This is a genomic window from Photobacterium indicum, from assembly GCF_003026215.1.
In the GTDB taxonomy this organism is placed as follows: Bacteria; Pseudomonadota; Gammaproteobacteria; order Enterobacterales; family Vibrionaceae; genus Photobacterium; species Photobacterium indicum.
In genome coordinates this window covers 1-25,908 of sequence record NZ_PYOC01000005.1, presented here as the reverse complement: position 1 = coordinate 25,908, position 25,908 = coordinate 1, and the positions used below count along the sequence as shown (strand labels likewise).

The following is a 25,908-nucleotide window of genomic DNA, read 5'->3' as shown; positions in this document are numbered from 1 at the left end:
TCATAGAAAAAGACCTTGTGCACACAACATTCCAGAGTAGGGTCTGCTGTGCAAGCAAGGTCTTTTGGGTCATACCATTCTGGATAGATAAATGAGCAGAGATTAAGACCGCAAGTAGCTATAACCACCATAATATGGCTATTTTTTCGCATGCACCTGACGACGCGGCACAATCACTGGCGCCTGATCAAATGGTGCATACAATATGTCTACATTCGTGTCGTATAAGTCATCAATCAAGTTTTTGGTCACCACCTCATTAACACTACCCGACGCCACCACCGTATTATTACCAATGGCAATCAGTTCATCGCAATAACGAGCGGCTGCCGCCAAATCATGGATCACCAACACCACAGTTTTACCAGACGCTACCATATGGCTGATGCTTTCCATCACTTCAATTTGGTGCCCGATATCTAACGCACTGGTCGGCTCATCCAATAAAATCAAATCAGTATCTTGTGCCAGTATCATCGCCAACCAAGCACGTTGCCGTTGCCCGCCAGACAAGCTAGTCACTGGCTGCTGTAGAATATCTGCCAGCTGCATCAACTCAATAGCTTGGTTAACTTGCTCGGCATCTTTCTCATTCCATTGATTGAACCAACTTTGATGTGGATGACGTCCATATTGCACCAACTGCTCCACTGTAATACCTGCAGGGCTAAGCGGATGTTGCGGTAAATAAGCTATCTGCTTGGCCAGCGCCTTCATCGAATAGCGCGACAATGGCGTGCCTTTGAGAGTAATAGCGCCACTATTGGGTTCCATTTGCTTGGCGATCAACTTCAGCAAGGTCGACTTGCCACCGCCATTGGGCCCAACAATTCCCACCAACTTTCCGCGAGATAGCTGTATTGATACATTGTGAAACACAGACTGTTCATTGTAAGAAAAATCGATGTTGTTCATCGTTAATAAGGTCATTAGTCCGCACTTCCTTTGTCGCGTAATAAGAAAACTAACAGCATGATACCGCCTAAGATACGAGTCATGATCCCCGTTGCGACTTCATGCGGATCCGCCAATACCCTTACCAAGGTATCGCTAAATAACAGCAGTAACGCCCCGAGCAGCGCGGCACTCCACAGCGGAACAATACGATTTTTGACGCAATATGACGCCAAGATAGGGGCTGCCATAGCAATGAAGACAATCGGTCCGCCAATGGCCGTACCCAGTGCAGCCACCATGATGGCAAGCATCAAAATACTGAGCTGTACCCGATTCACATTAACGCCCAAGCTTTGCGCCGTACTAACACCTAACCGCAACACATTGAGTTGACGAGAAAAATAGACAATAAGCGGGCATAACAACAGCAACAGGCCCGCCACAGGCAAGCTTGTCGTATAGCCTTGCCCAACAAAGTTACCCATACTCCACATGTACACACTGCTGACATGCACGATGGATTCGGTCGACATCATAAATTCGCCTACAGCCCGCATAAGTTCAGATACCCCGATACCAATGACGACAAACAAATACCCTTGTTCGCCTGGGTTCTTACACAGCAAAAACAAAATCACTGCGGCAAGCATTGCACCAATGGGTGCCGCCCACCAAGGCCATGAACCTACGGTGATATACAGAGTGAAAAAAGTAATGGCGAGTGTAGCCCCTTCGTTGACCCCTATCATATCGGGGGTTGCCAAGCGGTTACGAACCAGCGTTTGAACTAAGCAACCAGATAGCCCAAGTGCCGCACCAGCGACCACAACAGCAACAACACGTGGCAAACGAATCTTGAACACCATGATATTAACCATGCGCGATGCATCACCAAGGAAAGCTTGCAACGCCGAAAGTGGCGTTAGTTTTGCCGACCCGACACTGACTGCAATCAATATGCCCACCAGCAGCATACTCAGTAAGATGGCACTGACGATGACCGCCCGCTTTTCTACCAGAAAGTTAGATTGCCCACACTGTAACCGCCACTTACCCGTCGGCGTTATTAAAGAAGAGGTTGAGGCTAACGGAGAAACAGACGATGCAGCTGTTGTCTGTTCAGTGGAAAGTGAATGTTCGTATGACATGAAAGCGCTCCTACTTCACGGCTAACAAAGTGCGGAAACCACCACGGTGCACAACTGCAATTAAGACGGGCGCCCCAATCAAGGCTAAGATCACCCCATTTGGCATTTCAAACGGTTGGATTAACCAACGTGCAAGAATATCAGCGATAAAGAGGAAAATAACACCAAAAAGTGCCGAAAAAACCACTTGTAATGACAAGGCAACAGGTTCAACCATACGTGCACAATAAGCAGAAAGAAATCCGACAAAACTGATAGGGCCCGCTACCGAGATGGCACAAGCTGTAAATAAGGTCGAAGCAATCAGCACCCCAATACGTACCACATTGGTATTAATGCCCAATGATTTGGCTTGCTGTTCACCTAATTGCATTAAGGTTAATTGACGAGTTAAAGCAAAAGTTAATATCACTGCCACCACTAAGAATGGCAAGATCATCAACATCGCATCAATATCTGCAGCAGCTAATGAACCAAGATTCCAAAAGCGAAATTGATCGAGTACAACCTGATTCGACAACAGCACATAATTCGATAAGCCGCCAAATGTAGCGCTAAGGGCAACCCCTACTAGAATCAATTTCAGTGGATGTGATTTACCCACAAGGTGACCGATGATCAATACCACGGTATTACCTGTCAGTGCCCCCAACCCTGACCAGACTAAATAGCCTTGGGTCGATTCAACATCAAAATAAGTAAGACCGATGACTAAACCCAGTACAGCCCCCGCGTTAACACCAAGCAAACCGGGTTCAGCCAACGGATTACGCGTCGCGCTTTGCAGTAATGAAGCCGCCAGTGCCAAGCTGACCCCAACAATAACAGCACACAAGGTGCGCGGAATACGCAATGTCTCCATCACCATGGTCAACTGTGCGTCTAATGCCAGTAACGGAGAGCCCGTCAGATAGCCGAATGCATCACTAAACCCATAGATACCGGCACCGACCGACAACGAAAGCAACACTAAAAAAAAGACAGCGGCCATGCAGCTTCCGAGCCCAATGAGGTGCGATTTTGTCACGACTTAACTCCCTTTAATCTATTTTTCCCACGTACAAATTACATGTGTAAACCTCGCAAGCAGGCATAATAACAACGAGCCTAACCTATGGGTAGATCTAAATAAAAATAGTTATCAATCTCCTTCTCATATATTATTCGCATCTATCGATTAAAATAAGGGATGATGATGTTTCTTCGTAAGGTCGCACTTTCCGCGTTATGTATTGCCGCCACTTTTACCGCCCACAGTAAAGCCGTTGACAATGAAGCCATGCGTAGCATCCATGATGTCTACGGTAAAACGATTGAAATACCCGCTCAGCCCAAACGAGTTATCACCTTGAGTGAAATCGACCTCGATAGCACCTTGGCTCTGGGGCTCACACCTGTAGGCACAGTAAATGGACGTGGGCAACAGACTTTGCCACGCTACCTTCAAGCCGCGATTAAACAAGATATTAAGATTGTCGGCGACCTCAGCCGCCCCAATATGGAAACGATTCTAGAACTCGAACCAGACCTCATTCTAACAACCCCTAACCGCCCAGAGGTGCTCGCATTATTGAATGAGATTGCCCCGACGGTTGTCACATTCAAGCGAGGCGAACCGTGGAAAGATACCTTTAACCGCACAGCCGGTATTCTCAACCGTCAAAAAGAAGCCACCGCATTCATGGCACGTTACCAACGAGCCGTGCAGCAATCGAAAGCTAACATTGGCGATAAAGTCGGACAAACTATCAGTGTCGTGCGCTGGAACCCAAAAGGACCGGCTTATATGTTTAAAGATTCCTTTGCCAGCCAAGTGATTGCAGATCTCGGTATGACACGTCCAGCCAATCAGCAAGATCCTGGCCACACGCATTCACTGTCATTGAGTTTAGAAGCATTGAATGTCTTAGATGGTGATTGGATGGTCATCGGTACACTCAGTACGTCAGGCGATGCTGTCGATGCCATGAAACAAGCTGAATCGAACCCGGCTTTTAAACAGCTTAGCGCTATCCAAACCAAACGTTTTGAAGCCGTTGATGGGTCATTATGGACATCTGTAGGTGGGCCACTAGCTGCATTAAGCGTTATGCAAGACATCGTCAAGCTGGTCAACAAACCAGATGCCGAATCACTTGCTCCATAATGAGCATTCGTAAAATACGATTCTAGATAAGCAGAGACTATTCAGCGCAGCAATATACAGCGCGATAAAAAGCCGATTGTCATCAAACAATCGGCTTTTTATTTACACCCCATATCCATCACAGTGGATCTATCACGTTAGATCACACTAGATATAAAGCTGTTTACGATCGACTTTGCCACTTCCTGTTTTCGGTAGTTGCTCTACCACCACAAAACGGCTTGGCACCATATAGCTAGGCAAGGTTTTTAAAAGCACTTTTCGAATAGCCAATTTGGACAACACTGTACCTTTAGCCATTTCTATAAACGCCACTAACTGTGCTTCATCCCCTTTTCCCATCAACTTTACCGCGGCATCTTTGACCACAGCAAGGCACTTGAGCTGAGCTTCAATTTCACCTAGCTCAATCCGGAAACCACGCAGCTTCACTTGATCATCAAATCGCCCCAAATATTGGTAGCAATCAGCCCCTAGCACCCGCACTTTATCCCCCGTACGATAGCTTCGAATCAGATGTGGCGACAAAGAAACAAACTGCTGGTCTGTTAAGTCATCACGCTGCCAATAGCCATGGCTTAAGGCTTCACCTTGAATGCATAATTCTCCAACCATATTCATCGAAACAGGTTGCAAATCGGCATCCACCACCTGATGGGTATAACCAATAAGGCTATGCTGCAAAACAACACTCGACGGCATCAATGCTTCTGAAGACACCTCTGCCATCAAAGACCATACCGTGGCTTCTGTCGGACCATAACAGTTCCACAAACGTTGTGTTCGCGACATCAACTGCTCTGCCAACGGTTTATCCAACGCTTCTCCACCACACAGAGCCACCAGCTGCTGATTGCCCTGCCATCCGGTATTCAATAACATGCGCCAAAATGCAGGCGTTGCTTGCAGCACTGTAATGGCATTTTCTTCCGTTAAGTAATCACAAATCACATGGGGATCGCGATACTCATCACTCGACGTCAATACGGCACAGCCACCAACCCATAACGGCGCAAAGATTTCCAACATCGCAATATCAAACGCCATGGTGGTGATCAACAACCAACGGGTAGAGGCATCTAACCTCAAGCGGTCGATGCTACCCTGCAAAAATGTTAACAAGGCACGATGAGAAATCACGACCCCTTTCGGTTTCCCTGTCGAGCCCGAAGTAAACATAATGTATGCAGGAGTATCAGGCGATAGCCGCTCAGACACTCTCGGGATCAATCCCGACATAGGCTGTACATCTACACCACTATTGGCAGAGTCCACCATTGCCGTGCCATCGTCAGCCACAATCAACTGCACGATAGTACCCTTGAATGGCACCGAGGGCATGGCTATCGATAACGCCGTATCTTGGAGGATCGCTTTCAGCCCTGCTTCTTGCTCAATCGTAACCAGACGATCGGCAGGAAATGTCGGCTCTAACGGCACAAACGTCACCCCCGAAAACAGACAGGCTACCATCGCACAAATCATGTCGGACTGCCGATATACGTGTAACCCAACCCTATCGCCACACTCCACACTATACTGGTGCAATAGATGCTGGATCTCTGCTACACGCTGCAACAATGCCGTGTAACTGAGCGTCATGCCTTGCCATTCAATTGCAGTCTGTCCATGTTGTGCAGCATATTGCAACGCAATTAATAGTGTCGACGTTAGCTCATCAGAAAATGTACCAAAAGAGGTTGGTAAATCTGATATTGGTACGACAGCAGCATTATTCGCTGGCTGCCATTGCCCCACACACAATTCACTAACCGTCTGCCACCGCTGCTGACAGATCCCCGTCAGTAATGCTATCCAGTCTTTCAGCAAATACGAAGCTTGCTCTGCAGTAAAATGCACCGCCGAGCAAGCAAGCTGTACCCGCCATGCACTGAATGAACCTTGACAATCAATATAAGCCGAGGCGACAGTCCCGTGCATCAAAGAACCACCAGCAATACAGTCATCATTATGATGATGTAAATCTGACGTTTGCACTAAATGCCTAACCGAAATAACGCTGGTCAGCCAGTTCAGTGGCTGTAAATCTGCCGCCTGATTCAACTGCGTATGTGATTGCATCTGTTTTGATAACAACAATTGGGCTTGCGCAGCACGCAACCATGCCACCACAGTCAAAGAGCGATCTGAAAATGATTGCACCGTTGGGATCACCGTCTTGCAGGGCAAATCACATACCCCACTCGTCACTAAGGGTTCTCCGCTATATTGGTACAACATCCAATTCCAGCTCGCACTGAACAAGGTTGAACAATCCACTCTATTCTCTGCACAAAAAGCAGTAAACAGCGCCACCCATTCTGGCGATAAGTTGTGCGTAAGTTGGTGCGCGAAGGTGGATGTCTCTGTCACACACTGCTCTAGGGGTACAGCTCCAGCCTGATAGGCACTGAAACGTGTCGGCTCGGTTACACCATCAAATAACGTCTGCCAATAAGTAACATTAAGACAATCAGCCTGCATTACTTGCCTCCGAAGTCCCTGTTTGAGTTATTTCTGATGATACCGAAACACCCTCCTCCAACTGGTGTGGTCGTTTTTTCCAATAAAGTGCCTTCCAATGAGACTGCACAAAAGCAGCAGGGCTTGGCGATTGATATACCATGGCAGGTGTTACTGGTTGTCCCAAAGCATCAGATAAGGTGGCAGCTAAAGTGATCACATCCAACGAGTTAATCGCCAAATCAGACAAGGTTGCTTGCCAGATACCCTCCCCCCGACCAGAGGCAGGTGAAGCCACAGACAACCAAGCCGTACAAACGATGGCTGACAAGCTTTCCCACTCTACCGAAGTCGATAATGCTGGGTCAGCCAGCATAGTCTCATCTGTTTTGGATAAATCCATTTCAACCGTCGGTTTACAGGTTCGCAATTGAATATGAGCATCACTGTCGATAGGCAATCGAATAATTTCCAATAACTCTGCTAACCACTGTGCCAAGACACCATCTGCAGTATCTGTAGCTACCTGTGCAGCATCAAATTCAAAACGAATCGACGTTCGGTTGGCCACTTCAGTCACCACCACATCAAGCGGAAACTCAACTTTCTCATACGCTTGCCCAAAGATAGGAGCCAGTGAGGCTGTCGATTCGGCTTGCAGGGTACGCGTTGTCGATCTAGGGTAATTCTCAAACACAAACAAGCTATCAAAACAACGGGGCTGACCGTTTTGCAGTGCAATCAAAGACTGAGTCGCATGCTCATTAAGCCCCATCAACTCACGTTGCAGCGCAATGATGTGTTCTCCCAAGGTTAGCCCTGTATTCCACAGCATCATCAATGGCAACGAATTAATATATAAGCCAACGCTAGAAGCAATATCATCAACAGGCGCATCTCGTCCCGACGTTACATTCCCCACCACCGTCACCGCATCACCCGTTATTTTCGCCACCAGTCGATGCCAGGCATATTGCACGACGACGCTATTGGTCACGCCTACTGTCTGGGAAAAGCTTACCAGCTTCTGCTGCTCATGCTCAGTCAAGCGTAAACGCACCACCGCTGGTACCTGTTGCATCTCAGCCAGTGAAAGATCCGCTCCAAACAAGGAAGACAGATCATTTCGTTGTTGCATCTCAGGCCATTTTTCTTGCCAGTAAGCAGCGACAGCCTCACGCTGTTTCACCGCATACCTAGCATGTTCGAGGTAAGCGTTATCATGCTGGCGAACGATGATAGGCGCTGATGCTATATCTTGCTCTGCGGTAACCGATGCAACTGCTTCATCTTGCAGACGTTGATAGCACTCATGCACAGCGCCAAACAACCGAGGTCCACTCCAGCCATCAATGATGGCGTGATGACAGCTAAACAGCACGTGGTAATCCGTATCGGACACTTTCACACACAGCAATCTAAACAGCGGTACAGTAGTCTCATTCAGTTTAAACGAACGCTGGCGATCAGCTTCTTGGTAACGGGTCAATGCAGCTTGCGGATCAGCATGATCCGGCGACGCAGGATCAGAGAGATCGACAACGTCAAACGCCAGTTCTATCTTGCCTTGAATAACTTGCACCACTTCTCCGCAATGACGTAAAGCGACCCGAAGCGCAGGGAAGCATTCTGCGGCATGCTGCCAAGCTTGTTTATAGGCTGTGATATTAAGCGCGTGCGGGTAATAGATCGGGGTTTGCAAATGGTATGCATCATCTTGCGGACAGCGCTGTTGATGCGCAAACATACTCGCTTGCAACGAAGACGCTGGCACAATGCTCTCAACATCCAAGGTGCGATGTAAATTATCCACCGCAGCCTGAGATAATTCAACTAGCGGATAATCACTGGGCGTCGGCTGGCATCCTGTTGTGGCATAGGTCTGTTCGCAGAAATCAATCAGCCTTTCGATATTTTCCGCAAAAGCGACCATGAACAAATCACTTAAGGTTTGAGTCAAACAACCTACTTGCCTGAAGGTAAGGATCCCCTCAATTATGCCACCGTGTAGGCTGATCAGTTCAGCAGGCTTATTCAAAGGTGACATCACTTGACCCGGCTCAATGCCAGTTGGTCGCCACTCACCTGCAGCGTGCGTCTGCAATCCTAAGTAATTAAACACTATTGGTGAAAGCGGCAAACGAGTACCTTCAGAATGGTGTTGCCTAAACGCCGCAAAACCAATGCCTTTATCAGGAATCGCGCGACGACGCTCTTTGGTATGTTGAATTAGCGTTGCGAGTCCACTCCCCATACTCTGCGTGCTAGCTGCACGCAGTAATAAGGGATAGGTACTGGTAAACCACCCAACCGTCTGACTAACATCATGGTTTGGCGAAATCGCTTCACGACCATGACCTTCCAACATAATAGTATGCTCATCACCCCACCCCATATCAGCCAGTGTTGTCACCAAGGCTGCCAACAGAATGTCGTTCACTTCCGTATTGAAGGCATTATGGGCTTGCGACACTAGGCGTTGAGTCAATGCAACAGGTAACTGCATCAATGCCGAACTGGCCAACCCTTCTGGATGCTGATCTTCACGCAACAAGCTACTATCGCTCTCTTGCGATTGCTGTAACCAGTAATCAAACTGCTTCGGGTATTGCTGGGTATAATCTGCCAGTACTTTCCCCCATTGGCGGTAACTAGTCGTTTTACTGCCTAATGCTTTACTGCTCAATATTTTACTATTCAATGCTTCATCACGGCATAACTTGGCAAAATCATCAGTCAAAATACGCCATGACACCGCGTCGATCACCCAGTGATTAAATGCAAGGAACAGCGCTGTTTCTGCCTGTGAATGATTACGGACTAATGCCCATGCCATTGTTTGCCCAATGCCCAAGTCAAAGTTGGTCTGTAACTCGGTAAACGCATGATACAGCTCTTGCTCACTCAACGAGTTAGCATCCAACTCAATCAATGGAGGAAGGACAATCTCTGCGTTGTACTGTTGAGCAGATACCAGATCAAACTCTACGCCGCCTTGCAGTTCAGGCAGCGACAATCGCAATGCATCATGGTGTGTAAACAGCAGTGTCATTGCGTGGACCAACTGTTTTTCACTCAATGCAGGGATCTGTAATATTGCAGCTTGATTCCAATGCTGCGGCTTACTAAATCGTTGTTCAGTGAACCAGGATTGAATAGGCAGCAACGGGAAGGACCCCGTTAACAGTCCCTGCTCGGCTTCAATTGTCGGCGCAACCGTAGCACTTGCGTCCAAGATATTTGAAGCTAAGGTGCGACACAATCGACGCACTGTTTTCGCTTCAAAAACATCTTTCACCGTACACGCATACCCTGCATCACGTAACTTGGTAGTAAGCTGAATACTCAGAATAGAATCTCCGCCTAAGCGGAAGAAATCCTCCTCAACACCACAAGGAGTGTTTAATGTCGACTGCCAAATAGTCAACACAGCAGATTCCAAATCATTATTAGGTGCCGTCGATGCAACGGTATTCAAATCAACCTTAGGCAATTGTCGTATATCGAGCTTGCCGTTCACAGTCAACGGCATATCATCAATAAAGAAGAGCTGAGTTGGCACCATATATTCCGGTAAGGTGCGCGCGACATGATTCAATATTGTCGATGCAGCAACAGCAGATGCACCGTCACGCAAGGTGGCATAGGCTACCAGTATTTTTTGTGACCCCTGCTCTGCCACAATAACTTTTACTTGGTGAATATTCTCATGCGCTAAAGCCAACTGTGCTTCAATTTCCCCCAGCTCAATGCGGTAACCGCGTAGTTTCACCTGTTCATCAATCCGCCCCATGTATTCTACGCAACCATCACGATTCACACGCGCCTTATCACCCGTTCGATAAATACGCACTGTGTGATCCAAACACCGCCACTGAATAAAGGCCTTTGCGGTTAATTCAGGCTGGTTTAAATACCCGCGAGCCAAACCAAGTCCCGCTAGGCATAATTCACCCGGAACCCCGTTTGGACATAGATTTCCGCACTGATCGAGGATCAATACCTGTGTGTTGGTCACACTGGTACCAATAGTCACAGGTTGATCCGTTTCAAGCTGCTGCACCAAAGCTGTTACGGTGAATTCGGTCGGGCCGTACATGTTAAACAGCGCAACTTTATCCGCCCAACGCTCAACAAGTTGAGCTGGGCAAGCCTCACCACCAATCGCTACTGCCTGTAAATACTGCACAGCTTGTGGTGGAAGTGCTGCAAACAAAGCAGTTGAACAAATCATATGGGTAGCACGATATTGTTCAGCTTGCGCAATCACTTGATCATTCGGTTCACCAAAAGCCAAGGTAATGCCCGATGCCAACGGCAACATCGCTGTCATGTTACCGGCATCAAATGCCAGAGACATACAATTAAACATCACACTGCCAGCACCAAACTCCAAGCGCTGACAATGATCCTGAATCAAATTGACGAACGCACCGTGCTCAACCATCACGCCTTTAGGCAAACCAGTCGACCCCGATGTATAAATGACATAAGCCAATTGCTTCGGTGAACAATGTGCTAATACAGGGCGAATATCAGTAAACTGAGCCAATCGTGCGACGAGTGAAGGCGCTGCGATATTCACCACTTCAACCCCAGTTACACAATGCATACCGTCATCAGCTTGCTGAATCTGTTCCGCAAATGTGCTTGAAGGCGCAATAATCAGTGACAGTTCAGCATCATCAATCACATGCTGCAGGCGCTTCAATGGATAGCTAGGATCCAACGGCACATACGCCCCACCCGCTTTCCACACCGCCAATGCTGATACCACAAATTCAATACCCCGATCGGCAACTATGCCGACCAGACCTTCTGAACGCAGCCCTCGTTCAATCAGCCAGTTTGCTATGCGGTTGGCGCGAGATTCCAGCTCTGCATAGGTCAATGACTGCTCACCATGGATCACTGCCTGTTTATCAGGATGCGATGCCATTGCCGCTTCGAACAGTTGGTGGGTCAACATAGTTTCAGGGGGCATGGTTTCAGAGGACATGGTTGGCAATTGTGCTAATTTCGCCACCACCTCTACTTCTTCATCCTGCGCAATCATCGGCAATTGCTGCACATCGGTTTCTGGGTGCTCAACTGCCGCCGTCAATAGCCTTAAGAAATGCTCTGCATAACGTTCAATGGTTGTTTTTTCGAAAATCCCTTTACTGAACAACCAGTCAAGCCGAACACCATCGACCAATTCAGTGACCTTCAAAGAGATATCCGTTTTAGCCGGTAATATCGGAGATGGCTCTTCCACTGCCCCACAGCCTGGGATCAAATCATTGAAGTCCACTTTGGCTTGATACACCAACATGATCTGGAAGATCGGGTTAATAGCTGTGGTGCGATCGGTGCCAATGGCTTCGCTCAAGGATTCAAAGCGGTAGATTTGGTGGTCAAACGCAGACAAGTCTTGTTCGCGGCAGTATTGCAGATAATCAACAAATCGCTGTTGTTCACCCAGCTGGGTACGCAGCACGATGGTGTTGACGAAAAAGCCGACGACATCTTCAATATCATGCCGCTCTCGGTACGCCAGCGGGGTACCAATGACGATGTCTTTTTCATCACTGAGGCGTGCCATCAACAAAGAAAACACCGCATGCAAACCAATAAAATTAGATGTACTGTGTTGCTGGCACAAGCGCTTAAATTTATCCCATAATGCATTATCTATGCTCGAGAATACCAGTTCCCCATCATTGTCATGGGCAGCAGGCCGCGGTTTATCTAACGGCAAACTGTGCACTTCAGGAATGCCTGCTAAGCGCTCAACCCAGAACGGTTTAAACTCGGCGTGGTAATCTTGAAATGCGGGCGAATTAAACCAATTGGCATAATCGATATAGGTCCTTGCTGTCGGTACCACAGGCATCAATTGCTGGTTTTGATACGACAAAAACGCCTGCTTAAAATCAGCAAACATATTCTTTACCGACCAGCCATCCGAAATGATGTGGTGTTGAGTCAGCATAAAGATATGCAGTTCATCATCCAGCTTCACTACATCGACACGTGTAAGCTGTCCTTGGTTCAGATCAAACGGACGATTCACATCATCAATGACCCACTGCAGCAAGACAGCTTCACGTTCACCTTCCGGTAAATGTGACAAGTCTTTGTGCTCCACCGTAAACGGTGTATGCCCATCAATGTGTTGCTCCCCTTTACCTTCCGCATTGATCGCAAAACGGGTTCGCATACTGGCATGTTTTTGTGCAAGTACATCAAAGGCATAGGCTAGTGCTTCATAATCCAACGGTCCCGTGACACGAAAATGCACTGGCATATTGTATAAATGGGAATTTTCTTCATATTGCTCGATGAACCACAGGCCGCTTTGTGAATACGACAATGGCCCCACTGTTTCCCTCGTTACAGGGATGGGTTGTTCAAATGCCTGCTGGGCTTTCAAGCAGCGTACAATAGCATCTTTATGCGCTTTAATTTGGGCAACCACCTCTGGTGTCATCGCCTGTTTATTCGATTGAGACACCAGCTGAAACTGACTGTTTAGCGCCAGTCGTACCCCTTTACGCTCTAGCGCCATGAGTAAGGTAATAATATCTGTCATGATGGATCCTGCTTATGCGTTAAGGGTGGCGCCGCCGTCTACCACAATGTCTTGCATCGTGACGTGTCCCGCTAAATCAGACGCGAGGAAAGTCACCACATGGGCAATGTCATTAGGTTGGGCAATTTTTCCAAGCGGGATCCCGAGTTTGAATTGTTCAGGGAAACCAGCAATCGTGCGCTGTTCCGCATCCGGCGAATGCCACAATACCCGCTGCATTTGGGTATCAGTAGAACCCGGTGATACTACGTTACAGCGAACGCCATACGGCGCGAGTTCTAAGCCAATGCAATGTGACAAGCTGGTTAGTGCCGCTTTAGATGCGCAATACGCAGTCATCTGCTGACGAGGCACATGTGCCGCATTCGAACTGACTGTTACCACCGCCCCAGAGGCTTGACGTTTGAATACCGGGATCAACTGTTGCAGGAGGTAAAACGGCCCTGACGCATTAACATTCAAACAAGCATGCCAATCATCAACAGACAACTCCTCGGTCGCTCCTAATCGCAAAATACCGGCCACATTCACCAATACATCAACGGTGGGGTAACGTTGCAAAATGGCTTGTGCTGTCGCCTTTACTGCCGCCGAATCACTGATATCAACCGTCGTGGTTTCAAATGGATAATGCTCGTTTTCATTGAACGCCACATCGAGCCCCACCACGGTGGCGCCAAGGTCAACAAACTGCAATGCCACTTGATAGCCAATACCTTGTGCGGCTCCCGTGACCCATACGTACTTGTTGTAAAACTGCATCATGCTTGCTACTGGATTCTGTTTCATTACCACACCATCTCCACTTCATCTTCACTTTGCACTTGCATCTCATCCAGGTACTGGCAGAACTCGCTCAGTACAGGGTGATCAAATACATCAGACACTTTGACCGTAACGCCAAACTCAGCCGCCAAACGGTTCACTATTTGAATGGTTTGCAATGATTGTCCGCCAAGCTCAAAAAAATTGGCTTGAGAATGCAACCCACTCACGCCCAAAATCTGTTGCCAAATAGTGCTGACACGTTGCTCAGTTTCTGTAGCTAATGCGACTTCCGTGCTTACATTGTCATAGCTGGCTAACAGTCCCTTGCGGTCAACTTTATTACTGGCAGTTTTGGGTAGGGTCTCAAAGAAGCGGTAATCTGTTGGGATCATCGCGGGAGGTAAGTGTTCACTTAGTTGTTGCTTAATCTGTTTTACATCTAACTCAACATTTTCTGGTACCGCAATGAACGCAATCAAACGTCGTACGCCATTCGGGTAAACCACCCCCTGTACACTAGCTTCGCTCACAGCATTAAGTGCCAACAAGTGTGCTTCCACTTCCCCCGGCTGAACACGATAACCACTGATTTTAAATTCGTTATCGATACGACCCAGATAAACGATCTGTCCATCAAGGAAGGTCACCCGATCGCCTGTTCGGTAAGCACGGCACGGCTTTTCCCCAATCAACATTGTGGCGAACGCCGGATGCATCAGCCCGATATATCCTTGTGCCAGTGTCGGTCCCAACAACACCAATTCGCCAATATTGGCTGGTTGATTGGCATGATCTAGGATCAAAGCGTTCACTCCGGGTAAGGGCAACCCTATCGGTAACGCCTTGGTATAACTCGATTGTGCTTGAAGGTCGCACGATGTCGCAACTACGGTACTTTCGGTAGGTCCGTAAGTATTGAACAGTGAAATAGTACGTGCAGGTGTTGCTTGGGCAACAGCTGTTTGCCATTGTGCGAGCTGCTCGGGGTACACAGCTTCCCCACCGATAATGACGTGCTGAAGTGTTGTGGGGATAGATGCTACGCCAGCATGCAAGCTCACGACCCATTCGTTCCAGAAAGCCGTCGGTAAATCCAAGACCGTAATGCCAGCCAGTTCAATCGCATCGACAAAAGCCGGCATAGATTCAAGCATGACATCCGTCCGTAATACCAAGGTCGCCCCTTGCGTCAAGGTAACAAACACTTCTTCGATACTTGCATCAAAGTTAAAAGGCGCGAATTGCAACACACGATCTTCTGCGGTTATGCCATAGGTCGTAGCACCAGCAGCAGCAAAATGATTCAAAGCCCCATGGCTAATTTCTACTCCTTTCGGCTCTCCCGTCGATCCTGACGTAAACATTACATACGCCACCTCACTGGCAAGCACGGATCCATAATGCATAGATTCATAATGCATAGGCTCATACTGTAAACCGTCACCACGCAAGTGACCCGCTAGCAACATAGTCGGGATCGCCAAAGGGACCATTGCATGTTGGTATTCGGCTTCAGTAATTAACATCTGGATATTAACTTGTTTCACAATACTCTGTTGGCGATCCATCGGCTGTTCAGGATCCAACGGTACATATACCGCTCCACTGTACATTACAGCCAATTGTGCAATAACCTGCTGCACTGAACGCGACATAGCTACTGCTACGCGGTCACCGCGTTGAACCCCTTTTTGCTTCAGCACACATGCCGCTTGTTTCGATAACATTATCAATTGCTGATATGTCACTTGTTGTAAACCTGCCGAGCTTTGCTGCTCAATGGCAACGTTGTTCGGGTATCGCAACGCTTGCTCGTTAATACGTTCGATCACCTGACCACTCGTTGAAGGCAACGGTGCCATATCAGCACCCGTGATCAACGTTGCTAAGCGGGCATCTGCATACTGGCGATCCAAGAGATTATCGACTGTAAGAGTCGGTTCCGTCACCCATTGAGCGATTAAAGTCAACAAACCGCTTTGTAGGCTAGACAATTGTTCAACGGAATAGGCACTGGGGTTAGCATCAAAATCAATGCTTGGTAGCCCTTCGGTCTTACTGTGCAGCTCGATGGTGATATCTTCTACAGGTCCAGCACTTAAATTCAATGTTTGTGCTGACAAATTCCCGTAGCGTAGCGGATGGTCAAAAGGCATGATGTTGACAAGAGCACCAAATAAACGCTGCTCACCGCCGATACGCTGTAAATTACGGCGGAGATCTTCATAACGATAATGCTGAAAACGGCGCATTGCCTTTTTGTGCTGCGCAATTTTCTTCGCACTACTGAGCAAATCATCTTGCGGTTCGAAGGTCATCACAAGCGGGACGATATTCATCTGCATACTTGGAACAGTTAGGGATTTTGATCCCAAACGGTTCATCACCATCATGCCTAGCATGATCGCATTATTACCAGTTTGTTGTTTCAAGTGGGCGCATAATACAGCCAAAAACACATCAGCCCATGTCAGTTTATTCGCCTCGCATATCGCTGTCAGCGATTCCCATACCGTGGCATTGATGCCTGATGATGTTCGATGAAAATCGGCAGTAATAGGTGCGACTTTGTCACTGTATGACGACGGCTGCGGGTATGCTTCAAGGGTCTCTAGCCAGAACTGTTTCGCTTTAACGTAAGCGCCCGAACTCACTCTCTTCGCATCTTCCTCTAGCACTGCATCAAAAGCGCCAAAAGGATTTGGTGACACATCCTTTCTGGCGGTACGGGCGGTGTAAATCTCAGCAATTCGTTGGAACATCAAGGTAGTACCAAAACCATCTAAAGCAATGTGGTGTACACAATTGTATAAATAGTCATTCGTTGCACCGTGCAGAATCGTAAATCGACAAGGCAGCCCATGGGATAAATCCAAGGGTTGTGCAATATCGTGCTGCGCCCACTCTTTTACCGCTTCTCGCTCTGCATCTAGATCAACCATTTTTGTGGTTAATACATGCGTTGCGATAGGGACAACACACTGCGCGGCCTGCATGTAAGGGGTTTGATCCTCACCCTCTGCAAAGTGGCAGTATAAGCATTCACTTTCTTTCACAGCTTGTTCGATGGCCAACACCAATTGGTCGCTATCGACCCGACCTTCAAACGCAATACATTCTGCCGTATTAAAAAGCGCCTTGTTATCGTTGAGCGTATGACCGAGCCATAGCCCTTGCTGCGCAGTATTCAACGGTATCAATCTATTTGATCTCGCTTTACTCAGTGTGGCTTTATTCTGTAGAGCTTCATTCGGCATCATCGTTGATTGTGCTGTCATGTTCACGCCCCCATCTTCGCTTCAATCAGCGTCCACCAGCGGTTTAAACTCGGTTCATCCGCTAAATCAATAAAGGTAAGTTCTATACCGTACTTACGCCATTCCGTGATCAGTGACATGATGTGCACAGAATCCAATCCGTAATCAATCAGGTTTTCATCCGGATCAAACGCGTCTTCTTCCTCATCAATGAAGGTCAGCAACTGGCTCAGAAGACCAGCCTTCGTCAAGGTTAGCTGCGTGGTTGCAATTCCGATAATTTCAGCAGTACTGACCACTTTTCCACTGCGGGTCGCCACATATTTCAATGCCATTTCATGCTCTTCTAGCGAGAAATCAGCAATTGCATCCCCAACCATAAATGGCTTGATGTCACGCATAAAGGCATCGACAGCCGTCATCAAGCACCCGATATGACCGTAAATACCACAAATAACCAGCTGTTCTTTGCCTAGCTCTTTGAGCATGTGTTCCAGTGGCGAACGTTGAAATGCAGAGTAACGCCACTTATCCAACACCGTGTCATTTCCTTTGGGTGTTAGCTCAGCCACGACTTTCTGTAATTCTGGCGAACGGTTCAATCCCGGCCCCCACATATCATTGAGCAACGCACGATCTGCCATGTTTTGCTCTTTCGGCTGAGCGGTGTAAATCACAGGAATACCTTGCGCTTCGCAGAACTGTTTTAGCGCGACAATCTTGCTGAGTAATGTTTGAATTAACGCGCTCTCTTTATCATAAAAGCTGACAAAGTATTCCTGCATATCATGAATCAAAAGTGCTGCTTTCTCTGGTTCAAACGCCCAAGTCACTTTATTGGTTGGGAATTGTTCAGCTGAAGGCATGGGATATGAAGGCAAAGATGGAATAGCCATGATTAAACGTCCTTTTCTTTTTTAATTATTAATGTCTGTTGAATGGTCTGACGTAACTGTTGTTTATCTACTTTCCCGACAGGGGTCATTGGTAAGTGAGCAACAAACTCAATACGGTCGGGTAACTTATATTCCGCAACGCCTTGGGCTCGCAGGTGTTTTCGAAGGGTGATGGCTTTTAATGCCGGATCAGTCGTAGTCACGAACGCGCAGCTTTTTTCTCCCATCACGGTGTCGGGCATCGCAACCAAGGCAGCGTTAGTGACTGCCTCGTGGACTAATAGTTGGTTCTCGATTTCCTCCGCCGCAATTTTTTCTCCGCCGCGGTTGATCTGATCTTTGTCGCGCCCCACCACGATCAAGTAGCCCGTGGTCGTACGTTTCACGATATCGCCAGAACGGTAAAAACCGTCGGTATCAAAGGCACTCACATTATGGGCAGGGCTGTTAAAGTAGCCGCGGAAGGTGTACGGGCCACGAGTAAGCAATGCTCCCGCAATCCCGTCAGGCACTTCATTACCCTGTTCATCAACAATTTTGATTTCATCATCTTTACAAATTGGACGACCTTGGGTATTGAACACATGCCAGCTGTCATCATCAAACCGGGTGTAATTCACCAAGCCCTCAGCCATGCCAAATACTTGCTGCAGCTGGCAGCCTAAAACTGGGGTAATCTGCTTCGCTAACGATTCGCTCAAGCGCGCTCCGCCCACTTGCAACACATTCAAGCTGGTAAGGTAATTTTGAAAATCACTTGCCGCTTGCAGCCACAATGTGACAGCCGGAGGAACCAAGGCAGTCATAGTAACGCGATGCTTATGGATCAGTGGAAAACAGCTCATAGCACTAGGATCAGTAGCCAGCACCACAGTCCCCCCCGCATAAAACACACCAAATGCCCCAGGCGAACTAAGCGAAAAGTTATGAGGGGCAGGCAATGCGCATAAGTACACAGTGTCGGTATCTAGCTGGCAAATTTCGGCACTGGCACGAACACTGTAGTAGTAGTCATTGTGCGTACGCGGGATCAGTTTTGGAGTGCCTGTACTGCCTCCGGATAGTTGAAAGAACGCCACTTCAGTAGCAGGTGTGGAGGTGAAATCAGCCATCTCAGCACCTCGTGCCTTTTGCTGAGCCATCAAGATTTCGGTTAAGGACGTACCAAACCTTGCATCTCCTTCAACCAACCAGTTGCGGATCGTCGGTGTCTCAGCGTTTAATTCAGAAACAAAGCTCTCATTTTTAAACAGTTGATGGCGTTCAGAAACCACCATCAACGATGGCTGCACCTGTTTTACATAGGCACGCAGTTCAAGCTGTTTATGATTAAATAATGCGTTGACCGGAACAATACCCACTTTCAACAGTGCCAGAAAAACAATATAGAATTCCGCTACATTCGGTAACTGCACCACCGCAGTGTCACCCGCTTGAAAGCCCTGAGCATGTAAATGATGGGCTAACGCATCCGACAAGCGATTAAGCTCGGCGTAGCTAAACTGACGCTGCTGACAAATCAATGCAGTGCGCGATGCTGACACAGGATCAGCACAGTGACGCGCCACGATATCGGTCAGAGGCTCGTCAATCCAATACCCATTTTCAATATACCGCTCAATCAATTCAGCAGGCCAAGGGGTAAACGGGATAGTCATGCTGACTCCTTACTTTTCAGACCAAAGGCGTTAAGCATGGTGCCTAACTTGGCCTCTGTTTCCGCCCATTCCGACTGCGGGCACGATGCATCGACAATCCCTGCGCCTGCAAATAAGCTCACCGTGTTGTTTAGCACTTTGCCGCAACGGATTGTCACAACCCATTCCCCATTACCTTCAGCATCACACCAACCCACCATGCCGCTGAACATACCGCGTTCAAACGACTCCAGCTCATTAATAGCACTACGTGATAAATCAAACGGGAAACCACATACAGCAGGCGTCGGATGTAATAAACAGGCAAGCTGTAATGCACTGATAGAAGACGATTTCAACGTGCCTGAAATCTTGGTAGATAAGTGCCACATAGCAGGGGTGTTGATCAACGATGGATCTTCTGGCACATGCAGTTCAAGGCAATAAGGAGCCAAAAGACGTTGGATTTCATCGATAACTAAACGGTGTTCGTAGCGATCTTTCGTGGATGCCAACAAGGCCTGGCTTACGCGTAATTCATCAGCTTCGGTTTGTTGCCGTTTAGCCGACCCCGCTAAAGGATTAGACGAAAACTGTTCCCCTTGCTTGCGGATAAGTAATTCCGGGCTAGCTCCCAATAAAATCGAACCATCAGCTTGCGGGATAGAGAAGTGATAACCCGTGGGGTTTTGCGCCATCAAACTTCTCAGCACATACTCAGGGGCAATATTGCCATCTACCTCTATATTTAATACACGTGATAAAACGGCTTTTTCAAGTCGAGTTGACTGAAACTTCTCCACTGCTTGAGAGACCGCCGATTTAAACGTATGTTCATTGGGAACACTCATGGAAGAAAGAACTTCAACCTCAGGAGGTGTAAGTGAAATATTAGGTGTCGCATGCTGAAAAGCATGTCTATCAATAAATTCAAAAGCCGTCGGCACATACAAACATGACGGTTGACTAACATCAAAAGGAATAGAACCTATAATTATAGGGTTATTAACTCCTTTTTGTTTTTCTAATGAAAATGCGCGCTGAATTGCCCGCTGAAATAAACTGTTATTATCGTCACCATCAATGGCAGGTTGTATAACCGTCTGGTTAATACCGGATGCAATTAAACTACGGTGTTCGGAGGTAAATATAAATTCTGTTTTTGGTGAGAATGATGCAAAACTAAACGTTAACTTCTCACTTTGCGTTCGTTGCATGACACAACTCCCTATTTACGCAAATGGTATGAAATAATTCGCCATGAAAATATTTCACATAGTTAATATCTTTCTTATTCCAGCCGTCACAGCTGGTTATGCATCACATAGCCACTAGTGTTTTTTTATTATTGGTATATACCATAAATAATAAGGGCTAGACGTCAGCCCTTATTTTTATATATTTTCAAACATGGTTAGAAGATAATTAGAAGGCGTAAGATGCACCCGCATAGATCGAGCGGCTCTTCATGATATAGTCATAACTTACTGCCGTTTCATCACGCTTTTCGTTGGTAAGGTTAGTTACCCCTAATTTCAGATTTAGGTTTTTAATTGCTTCATACTGTGCACCTAAATCAACAGTGCCATAACCATCCGACTTTTCATCAGTACGTACATACTGTTCACCGGTATATTGGTAAGACACGTAGGTATACAAGCTTTCTAGCATTTGCCAATCAACTTGAACGTTAGCTGTATTTTTCGGGGTCAATGTCAGTTCTTTGTCTGTCGTCTTGTCTTTGGCATCGGTATACATATAGTTCGCCGATAGGCTCACAGTATCCGTAACATCAAACCAACCTGACAGCTCGGCACCACGCACCTGTGCTTCTTTTACATTAAAGTACGTCAGTTCTTTTTTAACACGGTCCCAAGTCTCTGCTTGGATCATGTCATCAATGTCGTTATTAAACGCAGTGACTGTAGCGCCCCAGCTATCTGTTTTATAGCCAGTTGAAAGCTCATAGCTGACAGCAGTTTCGGCTTTCAGGTTAGGGTTACCCACTACGTAACAAGCGCCACGACAGGCAAGCACAGCATATGAATCACTGTATTGATTCAGACTTGGGGCTTTAAAAGCTTTACCCACGCCGCCTTTCACTACCCAGTTATCTGTAATGCTGTAGACCGCATAAGCTCGTGGGCTGAACTCACCACCATATACTTCGTGGTCATCAAATCGACCACCTAAAGTAACGGCCAGATCACCAATATTAAACTCATCTTGCAGGTAAACCGCTGATTGACTGTAATCTTCCGAGCCTTTTGATAATGTCAGATTGTTCTTCAGATCGGTAATACGGTACTCCGCTCCACCCGTTAACAAGTGCGAACCTACATAGCCAGACAATTGGCCATCAAGCGCATTATTAGTCTGTGTAATATCACCCACACCAGTATTCAGGCCTGAATCATCTTTCAAATCAGAGTTTTCATAGTTATAACGTACACGAGAATCAAACTTCGACCAATAACCGTTATGCGTCAATGTCGCGTTTATACGTTCCAACTTTTGCACATTATTAACAGCATTGCCGTAGTTGTTCCAATCGGCATCACGATCATCTTTGCTATAAATCAAATCAAGATCAATATCTTGCTGGTCAGTTGCCAGCCATTTCAAGCTAGAGAAGATATTCAGTTCATCACGCTCTTCCAGAACGTCAGAATCGGGATTTAACGATTGGTTAGTACGCCACGCGTCGCGAGAACTTTGCTCAATAATAATATTACCCAGTAGCGTATCTGGTATCAGAGAACCGCCGGCATACACGTTCCATTTATGTACATCACCACCGCTACCTTCAGTCGGACCTTCGTATTGATAACCCACCGCACCTTCTGCTTTCTCAGTCGGCTGTCGAAGAATCACGTTCACTACGCCACCTAGGGCATCTGCACCATAAAGTGATGACATAGGACCACGAATCACTTCTATGCGTTCAACCGCAGACATTGGGATACTTGATAGATCAAAGTCATTACCATACGCCGATGTCAGTGCATCACGAGAATTAGTACGCTTACCGTTGATCAATAGAAGAGTGTAATCAGAATCCAACCCGCGGATTTTAATCTCATTACGGCCATAAGGTGTGCCAGGGTTAATATTGATACCCGGCAACTTCTTCACAGCTTCTGCCACATCATTAACCACTAATTTGTCCAATTCCTCACGCGTAATGTAAGAAACAGATGCTGGAGCAGTTAGCTCTGGATGCTTGGTTTGTGATGCTGTAATAACCATGACATCATCAGTAGTTGCAGTGTCTGCCATTACCATTGAAGAAGATAATAGACCAATAGCCATAAACGCTTTATTTAACTGAGTTAGCGCAAAACGGCTATCTCCCTGATGCTGAAACATGTTCACACTCCATTACGAATAATGGCGTGAATGATAATTATTATCATTCGCATCGTCAATAGTGCATTTGAAATATTATGATTAAAAATAAGACATTGATCCCAGTTATAAATCAAAAGCTTATTATTTATTTTTTCATAAATTATGAATCAACTATAAACCCTCCTGTTATATTAAAAAACAATAACTTATAACCGTAATTATAATTGAAGGGCTGTCTGTTGGCGTCGTGCAAGCAAGTTCATTAGAATGTTTACCATGAATGGCACTATCAGCGCACAGCCAATAGTGACCATGGCTAAAGTTTCAATCCCAATTAAGCGCCCAGCAGGATCTGATAATAAATAAAGAGATGAAACTGCACTCGCAAGGCCTGCCGCCACATTTGATAGTGTCCCTTGGTAAGACATAAAGGCTGCTCGTTGATGAGGCAGTGGAACGCGCGACGTTATTGCCGAAACCGACGCACTTCTAGCTGAGCTCGAGGCCATAAATAAGGTGAATACTACATATAATGGCCAATTTCCTTGCCATAAGAACCCAATGAACGTCACAACTGCCACCAAAATGCTAGTTACCAATACGGTCTGTGTGATCCAGCCTTTATCCAACATCTGCCCACAAAGCCGCATCGATAAAATACTCGCAACACCACCGAGTAAATACAGCACACTGATTTGTTCACGTGGAAAATGCAGGTTGAATTGGAAGAACGTCGATAAGTTGGGCACCAATAAGAAATGCCCAAACATACTGATGCCCACAATACTCAATGCGGAAATAAAAACAGGGCTTGTGATCATAGCTGTCATTCCGACTGAAGAAGGTTGCTGCTTATCCCCTACGACCTTATCTCCCATTACCTTATGTCCCACCATTGATGGAAAATAGAAGTAACTAAGAAGAGAAAAGCCTACTCCTATACTGCCGAAAAGGAAAAAGGTGACTTGCCATGAGAAATGAGCGGATAATTCTAGCGAAACAGGAACAATAATGATGGCTGCTAATGAAAACCCACTAGCAACAAATGCAATGGCCTTCCCCCTTTCTTTAACTTCCGTAATATCAATAACTGATGCCATAGTTAAACCACTTATTGGTCCAGCAAAGCATCCCGCTAAAACAAACCAAAATAATAATTCATTCTGGGTTGTTGAGAAGCCACAAATAATAATAACAACCGAGCGAATTAGTAAAAATAATATTAATGCAGACTTACGATCATATCGATCTAAATAAGGGGCAAGGAAAAAGCCTATTAATGCAGAAGCAAATGTTGCACCTCCGCTAATATAACCAATATGTTCAGGTTTCATATTCAGGTATTGCACAAAATCCGCACCTAACGGCATAACCATCATTAGCGTACCGATTGATAGCATATTAATAAGCAATGCAAGGTGCAAAACACGTGATTTTGTTTTTATGTGATCTTCCATAATAACGGATTCTAAAAAGAGGTGGTGCAGAGTGTACCCATTCATCGCAGGCAAAACAATGAATAAGAATCATTATCAGTTAATTTAACTCTTAACGAATGTTCTCACCATCTTACCTTGTCTATGGACTTGTACAGTGAATGTACAACCTACAGGTAGTGTTGGTGTAAGTGCTTTCTTGAGCATAAACGTTAAGTTCTCCCGGTCCATCGAAATAACTTCTGCATCCAGAAAATCAAAGTACGCACGGACCTGAGGAAATAGAGCTTTAAATAAACTCTCTTTGGCCGAAAAGACTACCGTTAGTCCTGTCGAAAAATCTATATCGTGCTTTGTGATCAGGGCTTGTTCTGCCTCATTAATAATTGTGTTTTTGATAGACGTAGCAGTACTGTCTGTTAAGCACTGTTCAATATCGATGCCAATTCCTTGCTCAGGTAAATCACACTGGCTTAAAACACAAATCGCCTTATTACTACTATGACTAATCGATCCGATCATTCCTTTTGGCCATAACGGTGCACGATGCTGACTGATCCCAACATCAGATTCAGTAGATCCTAAGGCTGAGAGGCAGCGCTTCGCCAAATAACGTCCTGCCACGTACTCTGACTGACGTTTTATCACCGCGCCGTGCAATGTTTCTGGCAAAATTATTCCAAGCTGTCGTGGGGCTTCTATTGTGTAGAATTCAGGATCAAATTCGCATTGAAAACACACACCTGAAAAATCAGGTAAAACAACAGGTATCACTTGCGAAATATAAGGGGGATTCATATTTATTGAGGTTTCCGTTTCTCAGGGGTAGCCATCATACCAAGGGATGGACATTACTTTCCACCTGCAGTTTAATACCAAATCCATTAATTATCTGCTCAGTTCAACGAGAGTTAAAATGCTTTTAGGCAAGGAGATAAATTGAGGATCTAGTGGCTCTAGATTGAAATTTATTAACGCAGTATAAAAGTACTTTAAATTAGCCCAAAGGGAACACCACTGGAAGCCAACTTCTGTGTCTAGCGATTTCAAAAGAGAACCACTCTTCTATCAAACACTATCGTATGGCAGGGGTGGAGAGATTCGAACTCCCAACACGCGCGTTCTTATGGTGGGGGAATCCGCGACTCTATTCTCTAGCTGCAAATAGCAAAAAGGCTCATATCTTTCGATATGAGCCTTCTTTAATGTGGCAGGGGTGGAGAGATTCGAACTCCCAACACGCGGATTTGGAATCCGCTGCTCTGCCAGTTGGAGCTACACCCCTGTAGTTATTTTAAAGACTTAACTTTGTCTTAATTAATGGCGGAGTGGACG

General features: G+C 46.5%; 14 protein-coding genes and 1 tRNA gene. 1 reads left to right on the top strand and 14 read right to left on the bottom strand.

All coding sequences use genetic code 11. The annotated features are described in order from the left end of the window. Window positions 1-138: 138 nt before the first annotated feature. Genes C9J47_RS14675 through C9J47_RS14665 form a run of 3 tightly spaced genes read right to left on the bottom strand, consistent with a single transcriptional unit; the run spans window position 139 to window position 3,072 of the window. Entirely contained in the window at window positions 139-930 is a 792-nt protein-coding gene (locus C9J47_RS14675; protein WP_107254187.1) for an ABC transporter ATP-binding protein, read from the bottom strand. Further along, the gene (locus tag C9J47_RS14670; protein ID WP_107254186.1) at window positions 930-2,045 is read right to left on the bottom strand and encodes a FecCD family ABC transporter permease; all 1,116 of its coding nucleotides are present in this window, start codon (window positions 2,043-2,045) and stop codon (window positions 930-932) included. Before C9J47_RS14670 ends, C9J47_RS14675 begins: the two co-directional genes overlap by 1 nt. Window positions 2,046-2,055: 10 nt before the next feature. Continuing rightward, the gene (locus tag C9J47_RS14665; protein ID WP_281258961.1) at window positions 2,056-3,072 is read right to left on the bottom strand and encodes a FecCD family ABC transporter permease; all 1,017 of its coding nucleotides are present in this window, start codon (window positions 3,070-3,072) and stop codon (window positions 2,056-2,058) included. Window positions 3,073-3,240: 168 nt separating this feature from the next. Between C9J47_RS14665 and C9J47_RS14660 the strand changes: the two genes are divergently transcribed. After that, window positions 3,241-4,191, top strand: a complete 951-nt coding sequence (locus C9J47_RS14660; protein WP_107254184.1) for an ABC transporter substrate-binding protein — start codon at window positions 3,241-3,243, stop codon at window positions 4,189-4,191. 147 nt (window positions 4,192-4,338) lie between these two features. On the opposite strand, the gene C9J47_RS14655 is transcribed toward C9J47_RS14660, so the two are convergent. From C9J47_RS14655 to C9J47_RS14605, 11 genes are all read right to left on the bottom strand, one after another. Continuing rightward, window positions 4,339-6,675 (bottom strand): amino acid adenylation domain-containing protein, encoded by a 2,337-nt coding sequence (locus C9J47_RS14655; RefSeq protein ID WP_211321757.1) that lies wholly within the window; start codon window positions 6,673-6,675, stop codon window positions 4,339-4,341. Continuing rightward, window positions 6,665-13,228, bottom strand: coding sequence for a non-ribosomal peptide synthetase (locus C9J47_RS14650; RefSeq protein ID WP_107254183.1), 6,564 nt, complete (start codon window positions 13,226-13,228; stop codon window positions 6,665-6,667). The genes C9J47_RS14655 and C9J47_RS14650 overlap by 11 nt, the downstream gene beginning before the upstream one ends. Before the next feature lie 12 nt (window positions 13,229-13,240). Next, window positions 13,241-14,017 (bottom strand): 2,3-dihydro-2,3-dihydroxybenzoate dehydrogenase, encoded by a 777-nt coding sequence (gene dhbA / locus C9J47_RS14645; RefSeq protein WP_281258960.1) that lies wholly within the window; start codon window positions 14,015-14,017, stop codon window positions 13,241-13,243. Continuing rightward, window positions 14,017-17,274, bottom strand: a complete 3,258-nt coding sequence (locus C9J47_RS14640; protein ID WP_245903478.1) for an amino acid adenylation domain-containing protein — start codon at window positions 17,272-17,274, stop codon at window positions 14,017-14,019. Before C9J47_RS14640 ends, dhbA begins: the two co-directional genes overlap by 1 nt. 2 nt (window positions 17,275-17,276) lie before the next feature. After that, window positions 17,277-18,149: an isochorismatase gene (locus C9J47_RS14635; protein WP_107254182.1), complete on the bottom strand. Its 873-nt coding sequence runs from the start codon at window positions 18,147-18,149 to the stop codon at window positions 17,277-17,279. 2 nt (window positions 18,150-18,151) lie between these two features. Further along, the gene (locus C9J47_RS14630; RefSeq protein ID WP_107254181.1) at window positions 18,152-19,807 is read right to left on the bottom strand and encodes a (2,3-dihydroxybenzoyl)adenylate synthase; all 1,656 of its coding nucleotides are present in this window, start codon (window positions 19,805-19,807) and stop codon (window positions 18,152-18,154) included. Further along, window positions 19,804-21,003 carry an isochorismate synthase gene (locus C9J47_RS14625; RefSeq protein ID WP_107254180.1) on the bottom strand — a complete coding sequence of 400 codons (1,200 nt, stop codon included), beginning with the start codon at window positions 21,001-21,003 and terminating at the stop codon, window positions 19,804-19,806. Before C9J47_RS14625 ends, C9J47_RS14630 begins: the two co-directional genes overlap by 4 nt. A 208-nt stretch (window positions 21,004-21,211) precedes the next feature. Further along, complete coding sequence (locus tag C9J47_RS14620; protein ID WP_107254179.1) at window positions 21,212-23,155, bottom strand: TonB-dependent receptor domain-containing protein; 1,944 nt, start codon at window positions 23,153-23,155, stop codon at window positions 21,212-21,214. A gap of 200 nt (window positions 23,156-23,355) precedes the next feature. Beyond that, a complete protein-coding gene (locus C9J47_RS14615; protein ID WP_170107514.1) occupies window positions 23,356-24,594 on the bottom strand; it encodes an MFS transporter in 1,239 nt (412 codons plus the stop codon). Between the two features lie 84 nt (window positions 24,595-24,678). Further along, window positions 24,679-25,371: a 4'-phosphopantetheinyl transferase family protein gene (locus tag C9J47_RS14610; protein ID WP_107254178.1), complete on the bottom strand. Its 693-nt coding sequence runs from the start codon at window positions 25,369-25,371 to the stop codon at window positions 24,679-24,681. A gap of 410 nt (window positions 25,372-25,781) precedes the next feature. Beyond that, window positions 25,782-25,858 (bottom strand) — tRNA-Trp (locus C9J47_RS14605). Window positions 25,859-25,908 lie beyond the last annotated feature (50 nt).